The organism is Thioclava arctica (assembly GCF_040892615.1).
GTDB lineage: Bacteria > Pseudomonadota > Alphaproteobacteria > Rhodobacterales > Rhodobacteraceae > Thioclava > Thioclava arctica.
In genome coordinates, this window is the sequence record NZ_JBFRYC010000010.1 from 72,509 (window position 1) to 91,920 (window position 19,412).

Below are 19,412 nucleotides of genomic sequence, written 5' to 3' on the forward strand. Positions count from 1 at the left end.
GTTTCGCGCGACCCTGCCAGAGCACCGATGTAAGGTAAAGGTCCGCGGCCTATTCGACCTGATCAATCCAATCGCCATAGCCTTCGGCCGCCATCTCCTCGAGCGGCACAAAGCGCAGCGAGGCGGAGTTGATGCAATAGCGCAAGCCCCCCTGATCGCGCGGCCCGTCAGGAAACACATGGCCCAGATGGCTGTCGCCGTTCTTGGAACGCACTTCGGTGCGCACCATCCCAAGCGAGGCATCGCGCAGCTCGACAACGTGATCGGACACCAGCGGCTTGGTGAAGGATGGCCAGCCACAGCCAGATTCAAACTTCGTCGAGGACGCGAAAAGCGGCTCGCCCGACACCAGATCCACATAGATGCCGCGCGCCTCGTTTTCGGTATATTCGCCCGTCCACGGCCGCTCAGTGCCGTTTTGTTGGGTGACGCGGAATTGTTCGGGGGTCAGCGCCGCCAGCGCTGCCTCGGATTTTTGCCATTTGCTCATGATCGCACTCCCTTTCGAGCATGATCTAGGGGCGCAGGGCGCGCTGAAAAGCCCTGCACATGTGTTTTACTCGCTTCACATCCGCTTGCGCCCTATCTTTTGGGCAGGAGGAATTCACCATGACCACGCCCGCCCCCCGCGCCGACCTGTCCACCCACCGCGTCGAGAACCAGCCTCCCCCGCGCGGCAACACGGACCTTTGGGCCAGCGATGCGCCGCTGCGCGAGGCGATTGCCCGCGAGGGTGGTCAACCCGCGCCCCTTGCCGAATATGGCGCAGCCTTGGGCACGGTCGAGATGCGCCAAGCCGCCCGCGACGCCAATACCTGCTCGCCGAAATTGCATCTGTTCGATGCCGGGGGGCGCAGGCTGGACGAGGTGCATTTCCATCCCGCCTATCACCAATTCCTCGACCTTGGCATCGCGTCTGGCTATTGCGCCACCGCGTGGCAGGGCACGCCCGGTGGCCATACGACCCACGCCGCGATGGTCTATCTGGCCTCGCAGGTCGAACCCTCCACCTGCTGCCCGATGACCATGAGCTATGCGGCTTATCCGGCGCTGGCCGCCTCACCCGATCTCGCCGCAATCTGGCAGCCAAAACTGACCACGCGCCGCTATGATCCCTCCTTGCGCCCGGTGCGCGAAAAGCTGGGTGTCACGCTGGGTATGGCGATGACGGAAAAGCAGGGCGGATCGGATGTGCGCGCCAACACGACGCGGGCCGAACCCGCAGGCGATCACTGGCGGCTTACCGGGCATAAGTGGTTTTGCTCGGCGCCGATGTCGGACGGATTCCTGACACTGGCGCAAACGCCCGCTGGCCTGAGCTGTTTCCTCGTTCCGCGCTGGCTGGAGGGCGCGCGCAACGCGATCCGTATTCAGCGCCTCAAGGACAAGCTGGGCAATCGCGCCAATGCCTCGGCCGAGATCGAATATGAGGGGGCCGAGGCCTATCTGCTGGGCGAGGAAGGGCGCGGCGTCGCTACAATCATCGAAATGGTGCATCACACGCGCCTTGATACCGCGATGGCGCCCGCCGGGCTGATGCGCGCCGCGATTGTCGAGGCCCATCACTGGGCAACCCATCGCAGCGCCTTTCAACACCGACTGATCGACCAGCCACTGATGCGCGCCGTTCTGGCCGATCTGGCGCTGGATTGGGAAGGCGCGCTGGCGCTGGGGCTGCGAGTGGCGCGCGCCTATGACGGCCCAACGCCCGAGGATCGCGCCTTTGCCCGGATCGCAGTCGCCTTGGCGAAATATCTCAGCAACAAGCGCTGCCCGATCGTCACCTATGAGGCGATGGAGGCGCTTGGCGGCATGGGCTATGTCGAAGATACGCCGATGCCGATGCTCTATCGCGAGGCGCCGCTTAACGGCATTTGGGAGGGTTCGGGCAATGTGATTTGTCTCGACATCCTGCGCACGCTAGCGCGCGAACCGCTGGCCGCAGAGGTCTTGCGCGTCGAATTGGCGGCCGCCAGCGGCAGCGATCCGCGCTATGACGCGGCGCTTCAGGCGCATGTCGCGCGCTGGCCTGCGCTGCCGCCCGAAGCCGAGGCGCGCTGGTTTGTCGAGCGACTCGCGCTATTGCTGACAGCCTCGCTTTTGATCCGCCACGCCCCCGCAGCTGTTTCCGACGCCTTTGTCACCACGCGCATTTCTGGCGAGGCGGGGCGCACGACCGGTGCGATGGCAGGCCATGATGTGTCCGCTATTCTCGAACGGATCGCGACCCGGTAGGGTGGAGCCTCCGGCGGGAGTATTTTTAGCTAGATGAAAGGGGGGGGGCGATGAGCGAAGACCGTTATCTGATCCGCGCCGAGGAGATCTCGGCGATGGCAGGGCTCGCCAAGACGCATTTTCTCAATCCTAACGCGCGGCGGATCAACAAGAGCTTGGGCGATATGACCGGGCTGACCGGCATCGGCGTGCATATCATCGAGGTCGCGCCCGGCTGCGAGAGCACCGAATTTCACGCCCATCACCATGAGGATGAGGCGATTTTCGTGTTATCGGGCAGCGCCACGGCGCGGATCGGCGAGGCGACGCATCCGATCGGCCCGGGTGATTTCATCGGCTATCGTGCGGGCGGCGCGGCGCATACGATTCTCAACAGCGGGAGCGAGGTTTTGCGCCTGATTGTAGTCGGTCAGCGCCTGCCCCATGACGTGGGCGATTATCCCGACAAGGGCAAGCGCCTCTATCGCAACGCCGACATGGCGTGGCAACTTGTCGATCTGGACGCGATTGAGGAGGTGCAGGCAGGCGCGAAGAAATGAACCTTACGCGTTGAACAAGAAGTGCAACACGTCGCCGTCCTTGACCTCATAGGTCTTGCCCTCGACGCGGAATTTGCCCGCCTCTTTCGCGCCCGCTTCGCCTTTGCCCGCGATGTAATCATCATAGCCCACGGTTTCGGAGCGGATGAAACCGCGCTCAAAATCGCCGTGGATCACACCGGCGGCTGCGGGGGCCAGCGTGCCTTTGCGGATGGTCCAGGCGCGCGCCTCTTTCGGGCCAACGGTGAAATAGGTTTGCAGGCCAAGCAATTCGTAGCCCGCGCGGATCAGACGATCGAGACCGGCCTCGTGCAGCCCCATCTCTTCGAGGAACATTTCGGCTTCCTCGGCCTCAAGCTGGCTGATCTCCTCCTCGATCTTGGCCGAAATCACCACCGTGCCCGCGCCCTGTTCGGCCGCCATTTTCGCCACCGCTTCGGATTTGGAATTGCCCGCCGAGGCATTGGCCTCTTCGACGTTGCACACAAACAGCACCGGCTTGGCGGTCAGCAATTGCAGCATATCCCAAGCTTTGCGATCATCGGCCGAGACCTCAACCGTGCGCGCGGGACGCCCCGCCTCAAGCGCCTCTTTCGCCTGCTCCAACAGGCGCGCGGCGTCTTTGGCATCCTTGTCGCCCGACTTGATCTTGCGCGCGAGGTTCGCCAGCCGTTTTTCAAGGCTTTCGAGATCGGCGATCATCAGCTCGGTTTCGATGGTTTCAGCATCGGCGACGGGATCGACACGGCCCTCGACATGGGTCACGTCATCATCTTCAAAGCAGCGCAACACATGGGCGATCGCATCGACTTCGCGGATATTGGCCAGGAATTGGTTCCCCAGACCTTCGCCCTTGGACGCGCCTTTCACCAGACCGGCGATGTCGACGAAAGTCATCCGCGTGGGGATGATTTCTTTCGACCCCGCAATCGCCGCCAGCTTTTCAAGGCGCGCATCGGGCACCGCGACCTCGCCGACATTCGGCTCGATCGTGCAGAAGGGGAAATTGGCCGCCTGCGCTGCTGCGGTCTTGGTCAGCGCGTTGAACAGGGTCGATTTGCCCACGTTCGGCAGACCCACGATACCCATCTTGAAACCCATTTCGCCCTCCTGATTGCGGCTTGGCGTTTCTTATTCATTGCCCAGCCTTTGCGCAAGCCAGACGCGCAGCCCATTGATTTTCTCTCCCCCATGGCGCAAACCGCCTTGGGATTGACCAGAGGGACGCCATGACTCGCATTGACGCCAAATTCGCCGCGCTGAAAAAACAGGGCAAGAAGGCCTTTGTTTCCTATATCATGGCGGGTGACCCCGATCTGGAAACCTCGCTTGAGGTGATGAAGGGGCTGCCGGGCGCGGGCGTGGATATTATCGAACTGGGCGTGCCCTTCACCGACCCGATGGCCGATGGCCCGACGATCCAGTTGGCCGGGCAACGCGCGCTTGATGGCGGGCAGACGCTGCAAAAGACACTCGATATGGCGGCCGAATTTCGCAAAAACGATGACACCACGCCAATCGTGCTGATGGGGTATTACAACCCGATTTACAGCCGCGGCGTGGATCGCTTTTTGACGGATGCGAAAGCGGCCGGGATTGACGGGCTGATCGTGGTCGACCTGCCCCCCGAGGAAGACAGCGAGCTGTGCCTTCCCGCGCAGGCCGCCGGGATCAACTTTATCCGGCTGGCCACGCCCACCACCGATGATGCGCGCCTGCCGAAGGTGCTGCAGAACACATCGGGTTTTGTCTATTATGTGTCGGTTACCGGCATCACTGGCGCGCAAGCGGCGCAAGCTGGCGAGGTCGGCCCCGAGGTCGCTCGGATCAAGGCCAAAACGGACCTGCCCGTGATCGTGGGCTTTGGCATCACCACACCCGAGGCCGCGCAGACCATCGCAAGCGTAGCCGATGGCTGCGTGGTGGGATCGGCCATCGTCAAAGAAATCAGCGCGGGCAAGCCAACAGCCGAAATTCTGAGCTTCGTCGCCAGCTTGGCCAAAGGCGCGCATTCCGCCTAAAAGACATTGGGGACGCGATCGCGGTTACTTTTTGCGCCCCATCAGCCGGTCAAACCAACCCTTTGCACCCTCTTCGGCATCGTCCCAAGCCTCGCCGGCATCCTCGATGAGCGGGTCGATAGAGCGTTCGCGGAATTGGCGCCACATGGCGCGGATCACCAAGATCAGCACCAGCAGAAGCGTCAAGATGACGATATTCACCCAAGGAATGATGCGCACATCGGGGCCCGCCACGACCTTCATCCCGACTGCATTGGGAAAGATCGTCAGCCAATTCGAGCGCCAGCCATAGCGCGAGACCGATACCCAAACCGGATCAGCCTTGGTCGAAATCAATGATTCGGCCTGTGCCTGAAGGTTTGAACTGTCGAGCTTGAAATAGGGAGGCCAGCCCCAGCCGGTGTCTTCATTGCGAAACACCAACGGCTTGCCATTAGCGCGCACCGTATTGATGAAGCGCACATCCCGGCTGGTTCCCCCCGCCGTGCCGACATCGGGGGCGGCCCAGAAGATCGAGTTCTCGCCGAAATCGACGCGACGCACTTCGGTGCCCACGACGCGCACGATGTCATGGCGCGGCAGGTTGTAGCTCAGGAAGGTGAAGACGGTGATCGCGACAACCGCCCAGAATCCCCATTTCAAATAGCGCATCTCACCCTCACGCGTAATTCACCAGATAGATAAGCCCCGCCACCAGTGCGATGGGCCCGATATAGACCAGCCAGATCAGCTTGCGCAGCAGGCTGCGTTCGTAATTCTTCAAGCCGATCGCGACATAGATTTCGCGCGGACCGGGGGCGGCACCTGCGGCCTCTGCCTCGGCCCATTCGTCCTCCAGCGCCTCACGGCGCAGCGATCGCGCATAAATTCGCACCAGCCAGAAGATCACGCTCAGCGCAATGAAACCGAGAATCGCCAGTCGGATAAAGCCAAACATCGCCCCTGCTCCTTGCAAGATGCGCCAATCTTACGCGCCAAACGCTGGCCGAACCAGCCACTTACCCTTTTCGCGCGGCCTTCGCCATGCGGATCAGCTTGATCGCGATGGCCGAAGCGGCGACCGGCACAAAGGCCAGCACATAGGTCGCCGCGAACATCTCACGCGGGGCAAAGCCATTCGTGCATGCAGCCTGTTTGGACAAATGCATCACAAACCCCGCCCCGCAAGACGTGCCGGTCATGTAAAAGGCCGGCAGCAACATTCCAATCGGGACAAAGGCCAACAGTTTCAGCCATTCATATTTCGACAGCCACGCGCCGACCGCCACGCAAATCACCAATGCGAAAAGCAAAAACAGGTTCATTTCCATTCCTCCTGTCCCGACACGCTTGCCGGGCTTGCCTCTCGATACCGTGTGCGACGGGCAAACTCCATGCGTTTTCCCTCTTGGAGCGCCCCGTTCGCGGGTCTAGCCTTGCGATATGGATCTAAACACCCGAGTAAAAGCTGAAATCGACAACCGCCGCGACGCGCTGGTGGCGCTGACACGGGAGTTGATCGCGATCCCCACGCTGAACCCGCCGGGGCGCAACTATCTGGAAATCTGCGAATATCTGGCGGCACGGCTGGCAGCGCGCGGTTTCACGACCGAGCTGATCCGCGCAAAGGATGCGCCCGGCGATAGTGACCGCTTTCCACGCTGGAACCTTGTCGCGCGGATCGACGGCGCGCGCCCCGGAGACTGCGTGCATTTCAACTCGCATCACGACGTGGTCGAACTGGGCCATGGCTGGACGCGTGACCCGTTTGGCGGTCAAATCGAGGGCGATCGCATTTACGGGCGCGGCGCCTGTGACATGAAGGGCGGGCTGGCCGCCTCGATCATCGCCGCCGAGGCCTTCCTCGCCGCCTGCCCCGATTTCGCGGGCGCGATTGAAATCTCGGCCACGGCAGATGAGGAAAGCGGCGGTTTTGGTGGCGTCGCCTATCTTGCACAACAGGGCCGGTTCGACCCCGCTCGCGTGCAGCATGTGATCATCCCCGAGCCGCTGCACAAAGATCAGATCTGTCTGGGCCATCGCGGGGTCTGGTGGGCCGAGATCGAAACCCATGGCCGGATCGCACATGGCTCAATGCCGTTTCTGGGCGACAGCGCGATCCGCCACATGGGCGTGGTCCTTGAGGAGATGGAGAAAACTCTGTTTCCGCTTTTGGCCAACAAACACACCGAGATGCCGGTGATCCCCGAAGGTGCGCGCGCCTCTACGCTCAACATCAACTCGATCCATGGCGGCGAACCGGAACAAGACGCCGATTACACCGGCCTGCCCGCACCCTGCGTGGCTGATCGCTGCCGGATCATTATTGATCGCCGGTTTCTGATTGAGGAAGAGATCGGGCAGGTCAAAGCCGAAATCGCCAATCTGATGGAGCGTGCAAAGGCGCGCAGACCGCAATTTTCCTACGAAATCCGTGATCTGTTTGAGGTCCAGCCGTCGATGACCGACCGCGACGCCCCCATCGTGCGCTCGACCGCCAGCGCGATTGAGGCGGTGCTGGGACGCGAGGCCGCCTATGTCGTCAGCCCCGGCACCTATGATCAAAAGCATATCGACCGGATCGGACGGCTGAAAAACTGTATCGCCTACGGGCCGGGCCTGCTGGAACTTGCCCATCAACCCGACGAATGGGTTGGCATTAGCGATATGGCCGACAGTGCCAAGGTAATGGCGCTGGTGCTCGCGGAACTCTTGGCGCGATAGGGGGGCGCTGCCCCCGCGCTAACGCGCTCCCCCGGGATATTTCGCGAATTTGGAGGGACAAACGCGTCCAAGCTTCCAAATTCTGAAAATATCCCGGGGGAGGCAGCCAAAGCCGGGGGCAGCGCCCCCCAACCTTGGCGCGCCGAGGCTTTCCTTGCCTGCAAACGGGGTGTCAAAAGGGCAGTGACCCGCCCCGTGCGCTTCCCAATTGCACCTCATGGCGACTGCCCCTGCGCTTCATCCCCGATCTCATACCCTCGAACGCAAACTACCGAGATCCATGTGGATCTCGGTAGCCAAACCGTCTTTGGACTTGGGGTCCGGTATGAGGGTGATACTTCGAACAAAGGCCGCGAGTTCTTCATTGGCGCGCGCGACGAGATCGGGATCGCCGAGCAACGCTTCGAGATCGTGGAGCGCCGCCTCGAAGATCGCGGGGATGTCGGGCGGTGTGGCGTCTTTCTCGGCCTGCTGGGCCTCCAAATGCGCGATCCGATCTTCGAGCGCTGTGATCTCGGCTTTGAGTTCCTTGTCGCGCGCACTGTAATCCGCAAAGTCAGCTCCCTTTTCGATTGCGCGCATGATGCCATCGCGCGCCGTGCGAGCCAATGTCAGCTGCGCTTTCGCGGCCTTGATCGCAGTGCGAAATCGGTGCTTTCGAGCACGCGCAGCGCGTCGAAGACACGCGCCTCGATCCGGTTCTGGCGGATCGTGATCTTGTTGTTGCAGGCTCCCTTTCGGGCCTCGCGACACTGAAAGCGATTCCTACCCACTTTCACATAGGGTGCACCGCAGCAGCCGCAGACCAGCAAGCCGCTCAGAAGATGCTTCGAACGGCGCGCCGCCTGCGGGTTTCCCGAGGCCCCCACTTGGCGCGTGCGCGTCGCGCGCTCGGCCTGCACCTGATCCCAGAGATCCTGCGGGATGATCCGCAGTTCTTCGAAGGTTTTCTGCACCATGTCTTCCTCGGTCGAATAGACGGCCTTCGCACCGGTCTCGGGATGGTCGCGGCGGCCGAATTTGCAGGCCGAGGCCTCGCCGATATAGAGGCGGTTGTTCAAAATGCCTTCCTGGCGATCTTTGCGGCCACGGATCGTCGATGGCTCCCAAGTGCCGCCTTTGGGTGCCGGGATGCAATCTGCATTCAACCCTTTTGCAATCGCCATAGCCGAGCGATCCTCGGCCGTTTCGCGAAAGATCCGGCGCACGATCTGAGCCTCTTCCGGGGCGATTTCGCGGTTCGTGCCCGTCGGCTCCTCCCGCTTGCGGTAGCCGAGGTCGAGACGCGCATGAATACAATCGTGCGCGCCAAACCCGCCAAGCAGCACCTTGAAGAAATCCTGCGACCGGCATTGTTGCAGAACTCGACGCCGGAAGGTTTCACCTTGCGAATCCGGTAGGTTAACAGGCTCGGCATGAGCAAGCCCGAAGCAGGCCGCTACCGCACGACGAACTGGAAGTCCTATAGCGAAGCCCTGAAGCGGCGCGGGTCGCTGTTGATCCGTTGGCCGGCAACACATGTTTGCATGTGTGAGAGGTTGGTTCGACAAAGACATGAAGTGGCTCGGCCCCAAGTCCGGGCGTCCAGGCCGACCACCTGTATTCTCCGATGCCGCGCTCCAGTTCTGCCTGATGGTGAAGGTGCTGTTCGGCCTGCCGCGTCGGCAGATCGAGCCATGGGAACGCCACTGGTCCGAGTGACCATGGCAAGGCGGGATGGTGTCGAGCATTCTGCAGATGGCAGAGCTGGATTGGCCGGTTCCCGACTTTTCCACCCTGAGCCGCGGGCAAAAGAGCATCACCGTCGGCATCTCGAACCGCCGGTCGCCGGGGCCCCTGAACCTGCTGGTGGACAGCCCGGGGATCAAGTTCCTGGGCGATGGCGCCCTCTCGGGCGATGGATGGGGCCTTTGACCCAGGGCTCCGCCCGTTCAGGGCTGAAACGATCCACTGGATCGTTTCCAAGACGCCTTTCACCCCGTCGCGGCCATGCCGCATTCCTCGCGCGTGGCGGCGCCGCCATCATACCCATCCGCAAGAACGGACGTCTCTGGAAGGTGGGTTATCCTGCCGCGCTCGGCATTGTGCTCGGACCAATCGCGGACAACGCCTGCGCCCCGCAATGACATCCTCCGCGCGACCCGACGCTTCGGGCGGGCGATCTGGAAACGATGGTCCTGCTACCACATCCGAAGTCGGGTCGAGGCGAACCCTCTCATGGTTTGCAGGCAAACCGCTGCGGGCAGCGGATGCGCGGCCTTAAATCCTTCGCAGAAAGGATCGTATCACGAGACTCCAACCGTCAGCCTGCAGAAATCCACATCCGCATCGCCCTCATAAACCGCTTCAACGCCCTCGGCCGGGCCGAGATCGAACGCGTGGCCTAAGATCTCGGGGGAAGGGGGGGAACTCGTCCCGACGACGAGTTCTGCAATAATGCCTCACACTTGGCTGCATGACACTGGCCGCACGGAATATGTGAATATCACCGACGCCGAGCCGCTGGAGGCATTCCAGTTCTCGTGCCGTCTGGAAGGGGTCATTCCCGCGCTGGAACCCAGCCACGCGCTGACCCTTGTGCTCAAGATCGCGCGCGATCTGCCGCGCGACCATATCATCGTGATGAACATGTGCGGGCGGGGCGGCAAGGGCATCTTTGCCGTCGCCAAGCATCTGTAATTCGAGATGCAGGTCTGATCAGTCGGGCGTAACCCTGAGGTTATGCGGCTTAGCCCAGAGGGATAAAGGCGCAATCTAAGCCTTCTGGTCCATAGATCGCGGTTCCGTGAACGCCCAATATTTTCCGTGTTGGCGCTCATTCGGGGCGCTTGTTTAGGGAGAGTATGATGAAATTTTTATCTGCAACTTTGAGCGCCATGGTTGTCGTCGCATCGGGTTTTGTCGCCTCGGCGCAGGCAGAGGTTTCGGTCCAAGGTATCGCCGACAATCTGGCCGCCAATGGGTTCACCAATGTCGAGGTGAAGGTTGGTGCTACGCAGGTCAAGGCGGAAGGCGTGAACAATGGTTCCAAGATCGAGGTGACCTATGATCGTGTCACCGGCAAGATCATGAACCAAGAAATGAGCCAAGTGCGCGCTACCAAGCGCATGCAGGTGTCTGAGACCACTCAGACCATGGCGGACGACGACATGGAAGGGCACGACGGATCGGACGACGATCATGGCATGGGCGCATCGCAAGGCAGCGGCTCGGATCATTCCGACGATGGGGCCGATCACGAGAGCGACTCGCATAGTGATGGCGGTTCGTCGCATGATGGCGGAAGCGACTCCGGTGATAGCGGAGACAATTCCAGCGATCACTGATCTCAAGCTGTTTGCCCCCTTGCCCGGCGCCTCTTGCGCCGGGCATAGTTCATCTTGCAATTATCGGGCCCTGTAACGGCATGACGCCTTGGGCCGGGAGGACGAAAATGGACCGACGGGTCTTTCTGACCGGTCTTTGCGCGACTGTCTTTTGTGCGCAGGCCGCACAGGCAGAAACCGCAGCCGAGGCCGTATCGCGCCAGTTGCGCGGTTTTGGCTATGGCCAGATCAAAGTTTCGCGCACCTGGCTTGGTCGGGTGCGGATCACCGCTGAGCGCGGCAAGACCGGGCGCGAGATCGTCATTGATCCGCGCACCGGTGAGGTGTTACGCGACCTGAGCACCGACGCCGGGACGGTCATTATCGGTCAAACCAGCGGCTCAAACCGCACGATCAGCGACAGCAGCAGCGGGGCGGCTGGCGACAGCAGCAGCGGTGGTGGCGACGATGGTGCCGACGATGGTGGCCATGACAGTAGCGACAGCGGTGGCAGTGACGGTGGCGACAGCGGTAGCAGTGATGGCGGCGATGATGATTGAGCGAGGCTAGGCGCATGCGAATGTCGGGCACTACAGTCTTGTTGACGTTGCTGTTTGGCGTTCAGGTCATCTGTGCGCTGTTTTTTGTCTCGGATATCTTGCTGTCGGTCTTTGGCATCTATGTCGCACCGATCAGTTGGCGGTCCCGCGAAATCATCGAGATCGGGGCCGCGGTCGGGCTGTTGCTGGGCATCGCGCTGGGGGCGGTGTCGCTGGTGTTTGCGCGGCGCGAGGCGCGCCGGGTGCGCGAACGGCTTGGCCGGGCAACCTCTGATTTTGCGGACCTTCTGGATATGCGCTTTGAGGAATGGCGGCTGACGCCTGCGGAACGCGATGTTGCGATCTTCGCGATTAAGGGCCTGTCCACGGCCGAGATCGCAGGCCTGCGCGCGACCTCGGAAGGAACGGTTAAGGCGCAGACCGCCGCGATCTACCGCAAGGCGGGGGTCAATGGGCGCGGTCCGCTACTGAGCGTGTTCATCGAAGATATGATTGATGACGAGAGCTTGAAGTTGCACGCAACCTCGGGCGTGTTGCGCAGTGACAGCGCGCGCACGGCGGCGCAATAGCGCGTCATCCGCGTGCAACAGTTTGGGCGGCGCTTATCGAGCCTTCTGTCAAGGGGCAGCCCAACACGTCGAGAAGGCTGTCGCTGCACGGTTGGCTGCGGTCGAGCAGATGGAAACCGCCCTCAACCAGTTGCGCGCCAAGATGGCTTGCATCTCTCCCATCGAGCCTCCGCAAACGATTTCATCGTAGACACGCAAATCGAAATTCGGACGGTTGAAGTCGTGAACAAAGAACTGAAAAAGAGCATCGGGCGCAACTGCGTCGGCGGCGCTATGTCCTCGACGCTTTCGGGAAGTGGCTCGACAAGACCCCGCGTGCCGAGGTTGGAGCCTTCCTCGAAATTCTGTCCGGTGCCTCTGGAGAAGCCTCAGGAGAGTGCGGCAGATCGCAAGGACAGCTGATCGGCGATCACTTCTTCCCGGCGCCGTTGATCGCGCGCATGGAGCACAAAAGCCCGCCAGACTTCTGGCGGGCTTTTGTGCAATGCAGAAAGCGTTAAAAGAATGGCGTGCGCGTTTGACAAACAACGGTCGGGCAGCGCCCCCTGTTGCCAAAACACAGTGTTTTCGAACTCTCGCACCTTGTTGGCGTGCGCAATCTCTTCCACCGTGCCATGCAACCATCTATAGTGTGCCTCAAGAAACCAGACACAAGACAGGGCGGGGATCGCAGACGTGGCGCATATCATCGTGATGGGCAATGAAAAGGGTGGCTCGGGTAAGTCCACCACCTCGATGCATGTGGCCACCGCATTGGCCCGCATGGGTTGGCGCGTGGGCGCGCTTGACCTTGATCTGCGGCAACGCAGTTTCGGGCGCTATATCGAGAACCGGCTGGCATTTTGCGCCCGTGAAGGTTTGGAGCTGCCCACTCCCGATTACCGCGAATTGCCCGAGGTCGATGCAGACACGCTTGCGCCCGGCGAGAACCCTTATGACCATCGCCTGTCAACGGCTGTGGCCGAAATGGAGCAAAGCTGCGATTTCATCCTGATCGACTGCCCCGGTTCGCATACCCGCCTCAGCCAGGTCGCGCATTCGCTGGCCGATACGCTGGTCACGCCGCTCAATGACAGCTTTATCGACTTTGACTTGCTGGCACGGATCGACCCGGTGACATCGAAAGTGATCGGCCCCTCGATCTATTCAGAAATGGTTTGGTCCGCGCGGCAATTGCGCGCCAAGGCCGGGCTCAAGCCGATCGACTGGATCGTGCTGCGCAACCGGGTGGGTGCGCAACAGATGCATAACAAGCGCAAAGTCGGCGCCGCGTTGGATCAACTGTCCAAGCGGATCGGGTTTCGCGTCGCCCCCGGCTTTGCAGAGCGGGTGATTTTCCGCGAGCTGTTCCCGCGCGGGCTGACGCTTTTGGATCTGAAAGATCTGGGCATCGACAATCTCAACATCTCGAATGTGGCCGCGCGTCAGGAATTGCGCGATCTGCTCAAAGAGCTGGAATTGCCGGGTGTGACGATCGATTTTTGATCGCGCCACTGGACAGCAAAAAACGCCCGGCATCGCGACCGGGCGTTTTTCGTATCGGCTTGGAGGGGCGCTTAGATCGTGCGCGGCATGACGTCGAAAGGCGAGGCAAGCCGACGATTGCGGCGCAGTTCGGGCATCGCGCGCAGCGCATCGAAACGGGCCTCGAGGATGGTGTCGGGGCGGGCGCGAAACAGCGTGAAAATCGAAGCTAAGGTGCGGGCCATCTGTGGCTCCTCTCGGTCTGGGTCTGATTTTTGCTCTGGTCTGATCCTGTTTTCGGCGCGAAATGCGGCAAATGGGTGGCACGGGCACGCAACCATCGTGGCATTCACGCGGCGTTTGTGTGCCGATCTGCGATAGTGCGACAATGGCGGCTGGCGGGCCGCTTGGGCGCACACTGCCAACGCGCGAAACGCGGCAGGGCGCGCCAATCGCCGTGATTCGTCGCCAGACACAATTTATCTTTCCCCGCGCCCGGTGTAAGTTCTTGCAATGTTCACGCCGCTCAACACCGTTTTCCCCCTACGCCCCGCCCGCGTCCACGAGGTCTGCGGGGCGGGTGCGTTTGGCTTTGCGGCGGTGGTCTGCGCGCGCGTTCAAACCGATGTACTGTGGATTCGCGAAACATGGCTGTCTGAGCGGTTGAACCCCACCGGCCTGTCGGCCTTCTTTGATCCCAGCCATCTGTTGATCGCGCAGACCAAAGAACAGACAGACAGTTTGGCGGTAGCAGAGACCGCGCTAAAGGACGGCGCTGTGTCTTTGGTTGTGCTTGAACTCACCCGCCCGCTCAATCTGCGCGAAGGGCGGCGGTTGCAACTGGCGGCCAAGGCGGGCGCTGCGACCGGGTTGTGCCTGATCCCCGAGGGCATGGGCTCCAACGCCGCCGAGACCCGCTGGAACGCCACCCCGATCCATGAGTCCCACCCACCGCCGCGGGGCGAAGACTCGACTCTGATGCGGTGGGAAATTATAAAGAACAAATCAGGAACTCTTGGGGTTTGGGATGTTCGATGGGATCACACGGCGCATCGTCTCGATGTGGTTTCCCCGGTTGGCGAGCGACCGGGTTCTTCGCACGCGCCCGGTTGACGCGCCCTTTGCCCTGACCATCACCGAGCAGAACACCCAGCGTCTTTATTGCCTCAACGCGCAGGCCGAGGCGCAGGGGCTGCACCGCGCCATGAGCTTTGCCGATGCGCATGCGTTTTGCCCCGATCTGCTGAGTGCGCCCGCACGGCCCGATCAGGATGCGCGTTTTCTGGCCGCGCTGCGCCGCTGGGCGACGCGCTATTGTCCGTGGGTCGGGCTTGAGGGGGCGGATGGGCTGGTGCTCGATATCACCGGCGCGTCCCATCTGTGGGGCGGAGAGGCGGCGCTGCTGGGCGATATGCGTGCACAGGCGGCGCGCGCCGGGCTGAGCCTGCGTCTGGGGTTGGGCGATACGCGCGGCGCGGCTTGGGCGCTGGCGCATTACCACGAGGGAATCGCGCCCCCCGGACAGGGGCTGTGCGCGTTGCAATCGCTGCCGGTCGCGGCGCTGCGGCTGGAGGGCGCGCAGGCGACCGGGCTGCAACGGCTGGGCCTGCGCACGATTGGCGATCTGGCGCAAAGCCCGCGCGGCCCGCTGGCGCGCCGCTTCGGCCCCGAACTGATGCTGCGTCTCGATCAGGCGCTGGGGCGCACCCCCGAGGCAATCACCCCCGAGCGCGAGCCGCCCCATTACGCCACCCGCCTGACGCTGCCCGAGCCGATCGGGTTGAGCGCGGATGTGATGGCGGGCACGGGGCGGCTGCTAAAGCGGCTCTGTGACACGCTCAAGGCCGATGAGGCGGGCGCGCGGGTATTGTGCCTGACCTTACAGCGCGTGGATCGCGCCAGCCAGCAGGTCGAGCTGCGGCTGGCCAGCGCCATGCGCGACCCTGCCCGCATTCTGGCGCTGTTCGAGCGCGGGATCAGCACGGTCGATGCGGGCTTTGGTATCGACCAGATGCGCCTTGAGGCCAGCGTGGTCGAACCCCTGCCCGCCCAGCAGATCGGCCCGAAAACGCAGCCCACCCCGGATCGGCTGAACGATCTGATCACGCGCATCGGCACCCGTATCGGGCTGGAGAATATCCAGCGCTTTCTGCCCGCCGACAGCCACATCCCCGAGCGCAGCTTTCTGATTGCGCCCGCCGCCTATAGCCAGCCCAAACCCGGCTGGCCCGAATCTTGCTGGCACGCGCCCCGCCCACGCCCGCTGCGCCTGTTCCCCCCCGAGCCGATTGCGGGCACCACCCCGCGCCCGGCTACGCGGTTTCGCTGGCGGCGCATGAGCTTCACGCTGGCGCGCAGCACGGGGCCGGAACGAATCGCACCGGAATGGTGGCTCGAAGATGATAGCTGGCGCTCGGGGGTGCGCGATTACTGGCATGTCGAAACCCGCGAGGGTCGCCGCCTGTGGATGTTTTACACCCCACAAACGCCCGGCTGGTTCGTGCAGGGGGAATTCGCATGAGCTATGCCGAGCTATGCGTGACCTCGAATTTCACCTTCCTTACCGGGGCCTCACATCCCGAGGAACTGGTGCTGCGCGCCGCCGAACTGGGGCTGGAGGCGATCGCCATCACCGACCGCAATTCGCTGGCCGGGGTGGTGCGGGCCTATAGCGCGCTCAAGACGCTGAAGGCCGAGGCGGCCGAAACCCTTCGCATCCGCTCGAGCCATCAGATCGACCCCTGTTCGCGTCAGGAAACCGGTCAGCCGCAGGATCTGGCGCGCCCGGTCCTGTGCGACGGGCCGAAACTGCCCCGGCTGATCGTGGGGGCGCGGCTGGTGCTGCGCGATAGCCCCGTGCAATGGGTTGCCTTGCCCACGGATCGTGCCGCCTATGAGCGGCTCTCGCGCCTGCTGACGCTGGGCAAGCGGCGCGCGGAAAAAGGCGACTGCCTGCTGGATCTGGGCGATCTGCGCGAGGGCTGTGCGGGCATGATCCTGATCGCCCTGCCGCCCCCCGATCTGGCCCAAGCCGCCACCCCGATCCAGCAGTTGCAACGCCGCTATCCGGGGCAGGTCTTTCTGGGGGCCGCGCCGCGCTATGACGGCTCGGATCAGGCGCATCTGAACGCCTGCGCCCATCTTGCGCTGCGCACCTCTGCGCCAATGGTGGCGTTGGGGGATGTGTTGATGCATCGCGCGGCGCGCCGCCAATTGGCCGATGTGCTGACCTGCATCCGCGAGCGCATCACCATCGACCAGATCGGCACCCGCGCGCTGGCCAATGGCGAGCGCCGCCTCAAGGGGGCACCCGATATGGCGCGGCTGTATCGCCACCATCCCGCCGCCCTGCGCCGCACGCTGGAGATCGCGGCGCGCTGCAGCTTTGATCTGTCCGAGCTCAGCTATGAATATCCCGATGAGATCGCCAATGGCGAACCCCCGCAAGCGCGGCTGGAACGGCTGACCGCGCAGGGGCTGGAGCGGCGCTGCCCCGATGCGATCCCCGCCCATTACCACGCCTTGGCGCAAAAGGAGCTGCGCCTTGTGGGTGAGCTTGGCTATGCGGCCTATTTCCTGACCGTGCATGACATCGTTCAAGAGGCCCGCACGCGTGGCATCTTGTGTCAGGGGCGCGGCTCGGCGGCCAACTCAATCATCTGCTGGGCGCTGGGCATCACCGATGTTGCCCCCGATCAGATCGCCATGGTGTTCGAACGCTTCATCTCGCGCCATCGCGGCGAACCGCCCGATATTGACGTCGATTTCGAACATGAACGGCGCGAAGAGATCATCCAGTGGATTTATGCGACCTATGGCCGCGAGCGCGCGGGGCTGTGTGCCACGGTCATTCATTTTCGCACCCGCGCCGCGATCCGCGAGGTGGGCCGCGTGATGGGCCTAAGCCAGGACGTGACCGCCAGTCTATCCGGGCAGATCTGGGGCCAGTCCAATGGCGGCGCAGACCCCGCCCGCATTCGCGAGTTGGGCCTTGATCCAAGCGACCGGCGGCTGGCCCAGACCATCGCGCTGATTGGCGAGATCATCGGCTTTCCTCGCCATCTCAGCCAGCATGTCGGCGGCTTTATCATCACCCGCGGGCGGCTGGATGACCTCTGCCCAATCGAGAATGCCGCGATGGAGGATCGCACGCTGATCGAATGGGACAAGGACGATATCGATGCGCTCGGCATCCTCAAGATCGACATTCTCAGCCTTGGAATGCTGAGCTGTATCCGCAAATCCTTTGCGCTTCTGGCCCAGCATGAAAACATCCATCACAGCCTTGCCAGCGTCCCACAGGAAGACGCGGCGACCTATGACATGCTGTGCGTGGCCGATGCGGTGGGGGTGTTTCAGGTCGAAAGCCGGGCGCAGATGAACTTCTTGCCCCGAATGCGCCCGCGCACCTTTTATGATCTGGTAATTGAGGTCGCCATCGTGCGCCCCGGCCCCATTCAGGGCGGCATGGTGCAGCCCTATATCCGGCGCCGTCAGGGGCGCGAGATGCCCGAACCTTTCGGCCCCGCCCTAGAGGCGGTGACGCGCAAGACGCTGGGCGTGCCGCTGTTTCAGGAGCAGGCCATGCAGATCGCGGTGGTCGGCGCGGGCTATAGCGCCGAAGAGGCCGACCACCTGCGCCGCTCGCTGGCCTCGTTTCGCCGGATGGGCACGATCGGCGCGCATCGGGAACGCTTCGTCAACGGCATGCTCGCCAATGGCTATCGCGCCGAGATCGCCGAGCAATGTTTCTCGCAGATCGAGGGCTTTGCCGATTACGGCTTTCCCGAAAGCCACGCGGCGGCCTTTGCGATGCTGACCTATGTGTCCTCGTGGCTGAAATGCCATCACCCGGCGGTGTTTGCCTGTGCGCTGCTGAACTCCCAGCCGATGGGGTTTTACGCTCCCGCTCAGATCGTGCGCGATCTGCGCGATCACGGGCATGAGGTGCGCCCGATCTGCGTCAATCACAGCGCTTGGGACAACCAGCTAGAGCGGCGCGCGGATGGCACGCTGGCGCTGCGGCTGGGGTTTCGCCAGATCAAGGGGCTGCGCGCACAGGATGCCGAGTGGATCATGGCCGCGCGTGGCAATGGCTATCCCGATATCGAAAGCCTGTGGCTGCGCGCGGGGCTGATGCCGGCAACGCTGGAACGGCTGGCCGAGGCCGATGCGTTCTCGGGCATGGGACTGACGCGGCGTGATGCGCTTTGGGCCGTGCGCGCGATTCGGGCCCCCGCCCCCTTGCCGCTATTTGCCGATCCGCTGGATGGCGAGGGGCTGCACGAGCCGCAGGTCAATCTGCCCGCGATGAATCTGGGCGAAGAGGTGGTCGAGGATTACATCGCGATGCGTTTAAGCCTGCGCGCCCATCCGATGGAACTGCTGCGCCCTGCCATCGCCGGGCTGACTCCGAATGATCAATTGCCAAAGGTTGCGCTCAGGCGTCTGAGCGTGTGCGGGCTGGTGATCACCCGACAACGTCCGGGCACCGCCTCGGGCGTGGTGTTCCTGACGCTGGAGGATGAAACCGGCGTCTGCAATGTTGTGGTCTGGCCCAAGATCTATGATCGGTTTCGCCGTGCCGTGATGGGCGGGCGGTTGGTGCGGGTGCGCGGCACCTTGCAACGCGAGGGCATCGTCACCCATCTGATCGCCGAGCAGATCGAGGACCTCTCGCATCGCCTTGCCGATCTGGGTCATCCGATGGACGACGCGATTGGTATCACCCAGCCCCAAGCCGATGACGCCCCGCGCGCAGCGCGCCCGCAAGTCAGCGCGCGCCATCCCCGCGAACAAGCCAAAAAGCTGTTCCCCAGCCGCGATTTTCATTGAGAAGGCCAAGGGCCTCGCAAAATCGCGATGACGCCAAAACATTCAGTCATTTCAAGGGAAAGTGGTGGACCCGGAGCGATTCGAACGCCCGACCCCTTGATTCGTAGTCAAGTGCTCTATCCAGCTGAGCTACGGGTCCGTGGGGGGCGATTTAGCCCCCGCGGCAGACCATTGCAAGGAC

General features: G+C 62.7%; 20 protein-coding genes, 1 tRNA gene and 2 pseudogenes. 13 read left to right on the forward strand and 10 right to left on the reverse strand.

Going from position 1 to position 19,412, the window contains the following annotated elements; all coding sequences use genetic code 11:
• Positions 1-49 precede the first annotated feature (49 nt).
• Positions 50-490 carry a peptide-methionine (R)-S-oxide reductase MsrB gene (gene msrB / locus AB4874_RS15020; protein ID WP_295537052.1) on the reverse strand — a complete coding sequence of 147 codons (441 nt, stop codon included), beginning with the start codon at positions 488-490 and terminating at the stop codon, positions 50-52.
• Between the two features lie 119 nt (positions 491-609).
• Between msrB and AB4874_RS15025 the strand changes: the two genes are divergently transcribed.
• Together AB4874_RS15025 and AB4874_RS15030 are read left to right on the forward strand one after the other, a co-directional pair.
• Positions 610-2,235: an acyl-CoA dehydrogenase family protein gene (locus AB4874_RS15025; RefSeq protein ID WP_368392589.1), complete on the forward strand. Its 1,626-nt coding sequence runs from the start codon at positions 610-612 to the stop codon at positions 2,233-2,235.
• Positions 2,236-2,285: 50 nt separating this feature from the next.
• Entirely contained in the window at positions 2,286-2,774 is a 489-nt protein-coding gene (locus AB4874_RS15030) for a cupin domain-containing protein (protein WP_295537049.1), read from the forward strand.
• Between the two features lie 3 nt (positions 2,775-2,777).
• On the opposite strand, the gene ychF is transcribed toward AB4874_RS15030, so the two are convergent.
• Positions 2,778-3,875, reverse strand: coding sequence for a redox-regulated ATPase YchF (gene ychF, locus AB4874_RS15035; protein ID WP_295537048.1), 1,098 nt, complete (start codon positions 3,873-3,875; stop codon positions 2,778-2,780).
• Positions 3,876-4,003: 128 nt separating this feature from the next.
• Between ychF and trpA the strand changes: the two genes are divergently transcribed.
• A complete protein-coding gene (trpA, locus tag AB4874_RS15040; protein WP_368392590.1) occupies positions 4,004-4,795 on the forward strand; it encodes a tryptophan synthase subunit alpha in 792 nt (263 codons plus the stop codon).
• Between the two features lie 24 nt (positions 4,796-4,819).
• Here trpA and AB4874_RS15045 read toward each other — a convergent pair whose 3' ends face one another.
• The 3 genes from AB4874_RS15045 to AB4874_RS15055 form a co-directional block, all read right to left on the reverse strand.
• Positions 4,820-5,446: a DUF1523 family protein gene (locus tag AB4874_RS15045; RefSeq protein ID WP_368392591.1), complete on the reverse strand. Its 627-nt coding sequence runs from the start codon at positions 5,444-5,446 to the stop codon at positions 4,820-4,822.
• Positions 5,447-5,453: 7 nt separating this feature from the next.
• On the reverse strand, positions 5,454-5,732 hold the full coding sequence (locus tag AB4874_RS15050; RefSeq protein ID WP_295537042.1) for a hypothetical protein: 279 nt from the start codon (positions 5,730-5,732) through the stop codon (positions 5,454-5,456).
• A 61-nt stretch (positions 5,733-5,793) separates the two neighbouring features.
• Positions 5,794-6,099, reverse strand: coding sequence for a hypothetical protein (locus AB4874_RS15055; protein WP_368392592.1), 306 nt, complete (start codon positions 6,097-6,099; stop codon positions 5,794-5,796).
• A 118-nt stretch (positions 6,100-6,217) separates the two neighbouring features.
• Here AB4874_RS15055 and AB4874_RS15060 point away from each other — a divergent pair, with 118 nt between their 5' ends.
• The gene (locus AB4874_RS15060; protein WP_368392593.1) at positions 6,218-7,498 is read left to right on the forward strand and encodes an acetylornithine deacetylase/succinyl-diaminopimelate desuccinylase family protein; all 1,281 of its coding nucleotides are present in this window, start codon (positions 6,218-6,220) and stop codon (positions 7,496-7,498) included.
• A 249-nt stretch (positions 7,499-7,747) separates the two neighbouring features.
• On the opposite strand, the gene AB4874_RS15065 is transcribed toward AB4874_RS15060, so the two are convergent.
• Positions 7,748-8,080, reverse strand: a complete 333-nt coding sequence (locus tag AB4874_RS15065; RefSeq protein WP_368392594.1) for a hypothetical protein — start codon at positions 8,078-8,080, stop codon at positions 7,748-7,750.
• A 29-nt stretch (positions 8,081-8,109) separates the two neighbouring features.
• Positions 8,110-8,826 (reverse strand): recombinase family protein, encoded by a 717-nt coding sequence (locus AB4874_RS15070; protein ID WP_368392595.1) that lies wholly within the window; start codon positions 8,824-8,826, stop codon positions 8,110-8,112.
• 87 nt (positions 8,827-8,913) lie between these two features.
• Here AB4874_RS15070 and AB4874_RS15075 point away from each other — a divergent pair.
• From AB4874_RS15075 to AB4874_RS15095, 5 genes and pseudogenes are all read left to right on the forward strand, one after another.
• A pseudogene (locus AB4874_RS15075) lies at positions 8,914-9,885 on the forward strand (transposase).
• Between the two features lie 55 nt (positions 9,886-9,940).
• Positions 9,941-10,177 (forward strand): annotated as a pseudogene (locus AB4874_RS15080) (tryptophan synthase subunit beta); the annotation flags it as partial.
• Between the two features lie 167 nt (positions 10,178-10,344).
• Positions 10,345-10,824 carry a hypothetical protein gene (locus AB4874_RS15085; protein ID WP_295535289.1) on the forward strand — a complete coding sequence of 160 codons (480 nt, stop codon included), beginning with the start codon at positions 10,345-10,347 and terminating at the stop codon, positions 10,822-10,824.
• A gap of 107 nt (positions 10,825-10,931) precedes the next feature.
• Complete coding sequence (locus AB4874_RS15090) at positions 10,932-11,363, forward strand: hypothetical protein (protein WP_368392596.1); 432 nt, start codon at positions 10,932-10,934, stop codon at positions 11,361-11,363.
• A 20-nt stretch (positions 11,364-11,383) separates the two neighbouring features.
• Complete coding sequence (locus AB4874_RS15095; protein ID WP_295535285.1) at positions 11,384-11,932, forward strand: helix-turn-helix transcriptional regulator; 549 nt, start codon at positions 11,384-11,386, stop codon at positions 11,930-11,932.
• Positions 11,933-12,300: 368 nt separating this feature from the next.
• Here AB4874_RS15095 and AB4874_RS15100 read toward each other — a convergent pair whose 3' ends face one another.
• A complete protein-coding gene (locus tag AB4874_RS15100) occupies positions 12,301-12,540 on the reverse strand; it encodes a hypothetical protein (protein ID WP_368392597.1) in 240 nt (79 codons plus the stop codon).
• 67 nt (positions 12,541-12,607) lie between these two features.
• Here AB4874_RS15100 and AB4874_RS15105 point away from each other — a divergent pair, with 67 nt between their 5' ends.
• On the forward strand, positions 12,608-13,417 hold the full coding sequence (locus AB4874_RS15105) for a division plane positioning ATPase MipZ (protein ID WP_368392598.1): 810 nt from the start codon (positions 12,608-12,610) through the stop codon (positions 13,415-13,417).
• A gap of 71 nt (positions 13,418-13,488) precedes the next feature.
• Here AB4874_RS15105 and AB4874_RS15110 read toward each other — a convergent pair whose 3' ends face one another.
• Entirely contained in the window at positions 13,489-13,641 is a 153-nt protein-coding gene (locus tag AB4874_RS15110) for a hypothetical protein (protein WP_295535281.1), read from the reverse strand.
• 268 nt (positions 13,642-13,909) lie between these two features.
• Here AB4874_RS15110 and AB4874_RS15115 point away from each other — a divergent pair, with 268 nt between their 5' ends.
• From AB4874_RS15115 to AB4874_RS15125, 3 genes are read left to right on the forward strand one after another with little or no spacing between them, the layout of a single operon-like run.
• Positions 13,910-14,509 carry an ImuA family protein gene (locus AB4874_RS15115; protein ID WP_368392599.1) on the forward strand — a complete coding sequence of 200 codons (600 nt, stop codon included), beginning with the start codon at positions 13,910-13,912 and terminating at the stop codon, positions 14,507-14,509.
• The gene (locus AB4874_RS15120) at positions 14,424-15,917 is read left to right on the forward strand and encodes a Y-family DNA polymerase (RefSeq protein WP_368392600.1); all 1,494 of its coding nucleotides are present in this window, start codon (positions 14,424-14,426) and stop codon (positions 15,915-15,917) included. The genes AB4874_RS15115 and AB4874_RS15120 overlap by 86 nt, the downstream gene beginning before the upstream one ends.
• Positions 15,914-19,231, forward strand: a complete 3,318-nt coding sequence (locus AB4874_RS15125) for an error-prone DNA polymerase (RefSeq protein WP_368392601.1) — start codon at positions 15,914-15,916, stop codon at positions 19,229-19,231. The genes AB4874_RS15120 and AB4874_RS15125 overlap by 4 nt, the downstream gene beginning before the upstream one ends.
• 62 nt (positions 19,232-19,293) lie before the next feature.
• Here AB4874_RS15125 and AB4874_RS15130 read toward each other — a convergent pair.
• Positions 19,294-19,370, reverse strand: a tRNA-Arg gene (locus tag AB4874_RS15130).
• Between the last annotated feature and the right edge of the window lie 42 nt (positions 19,371-19,412).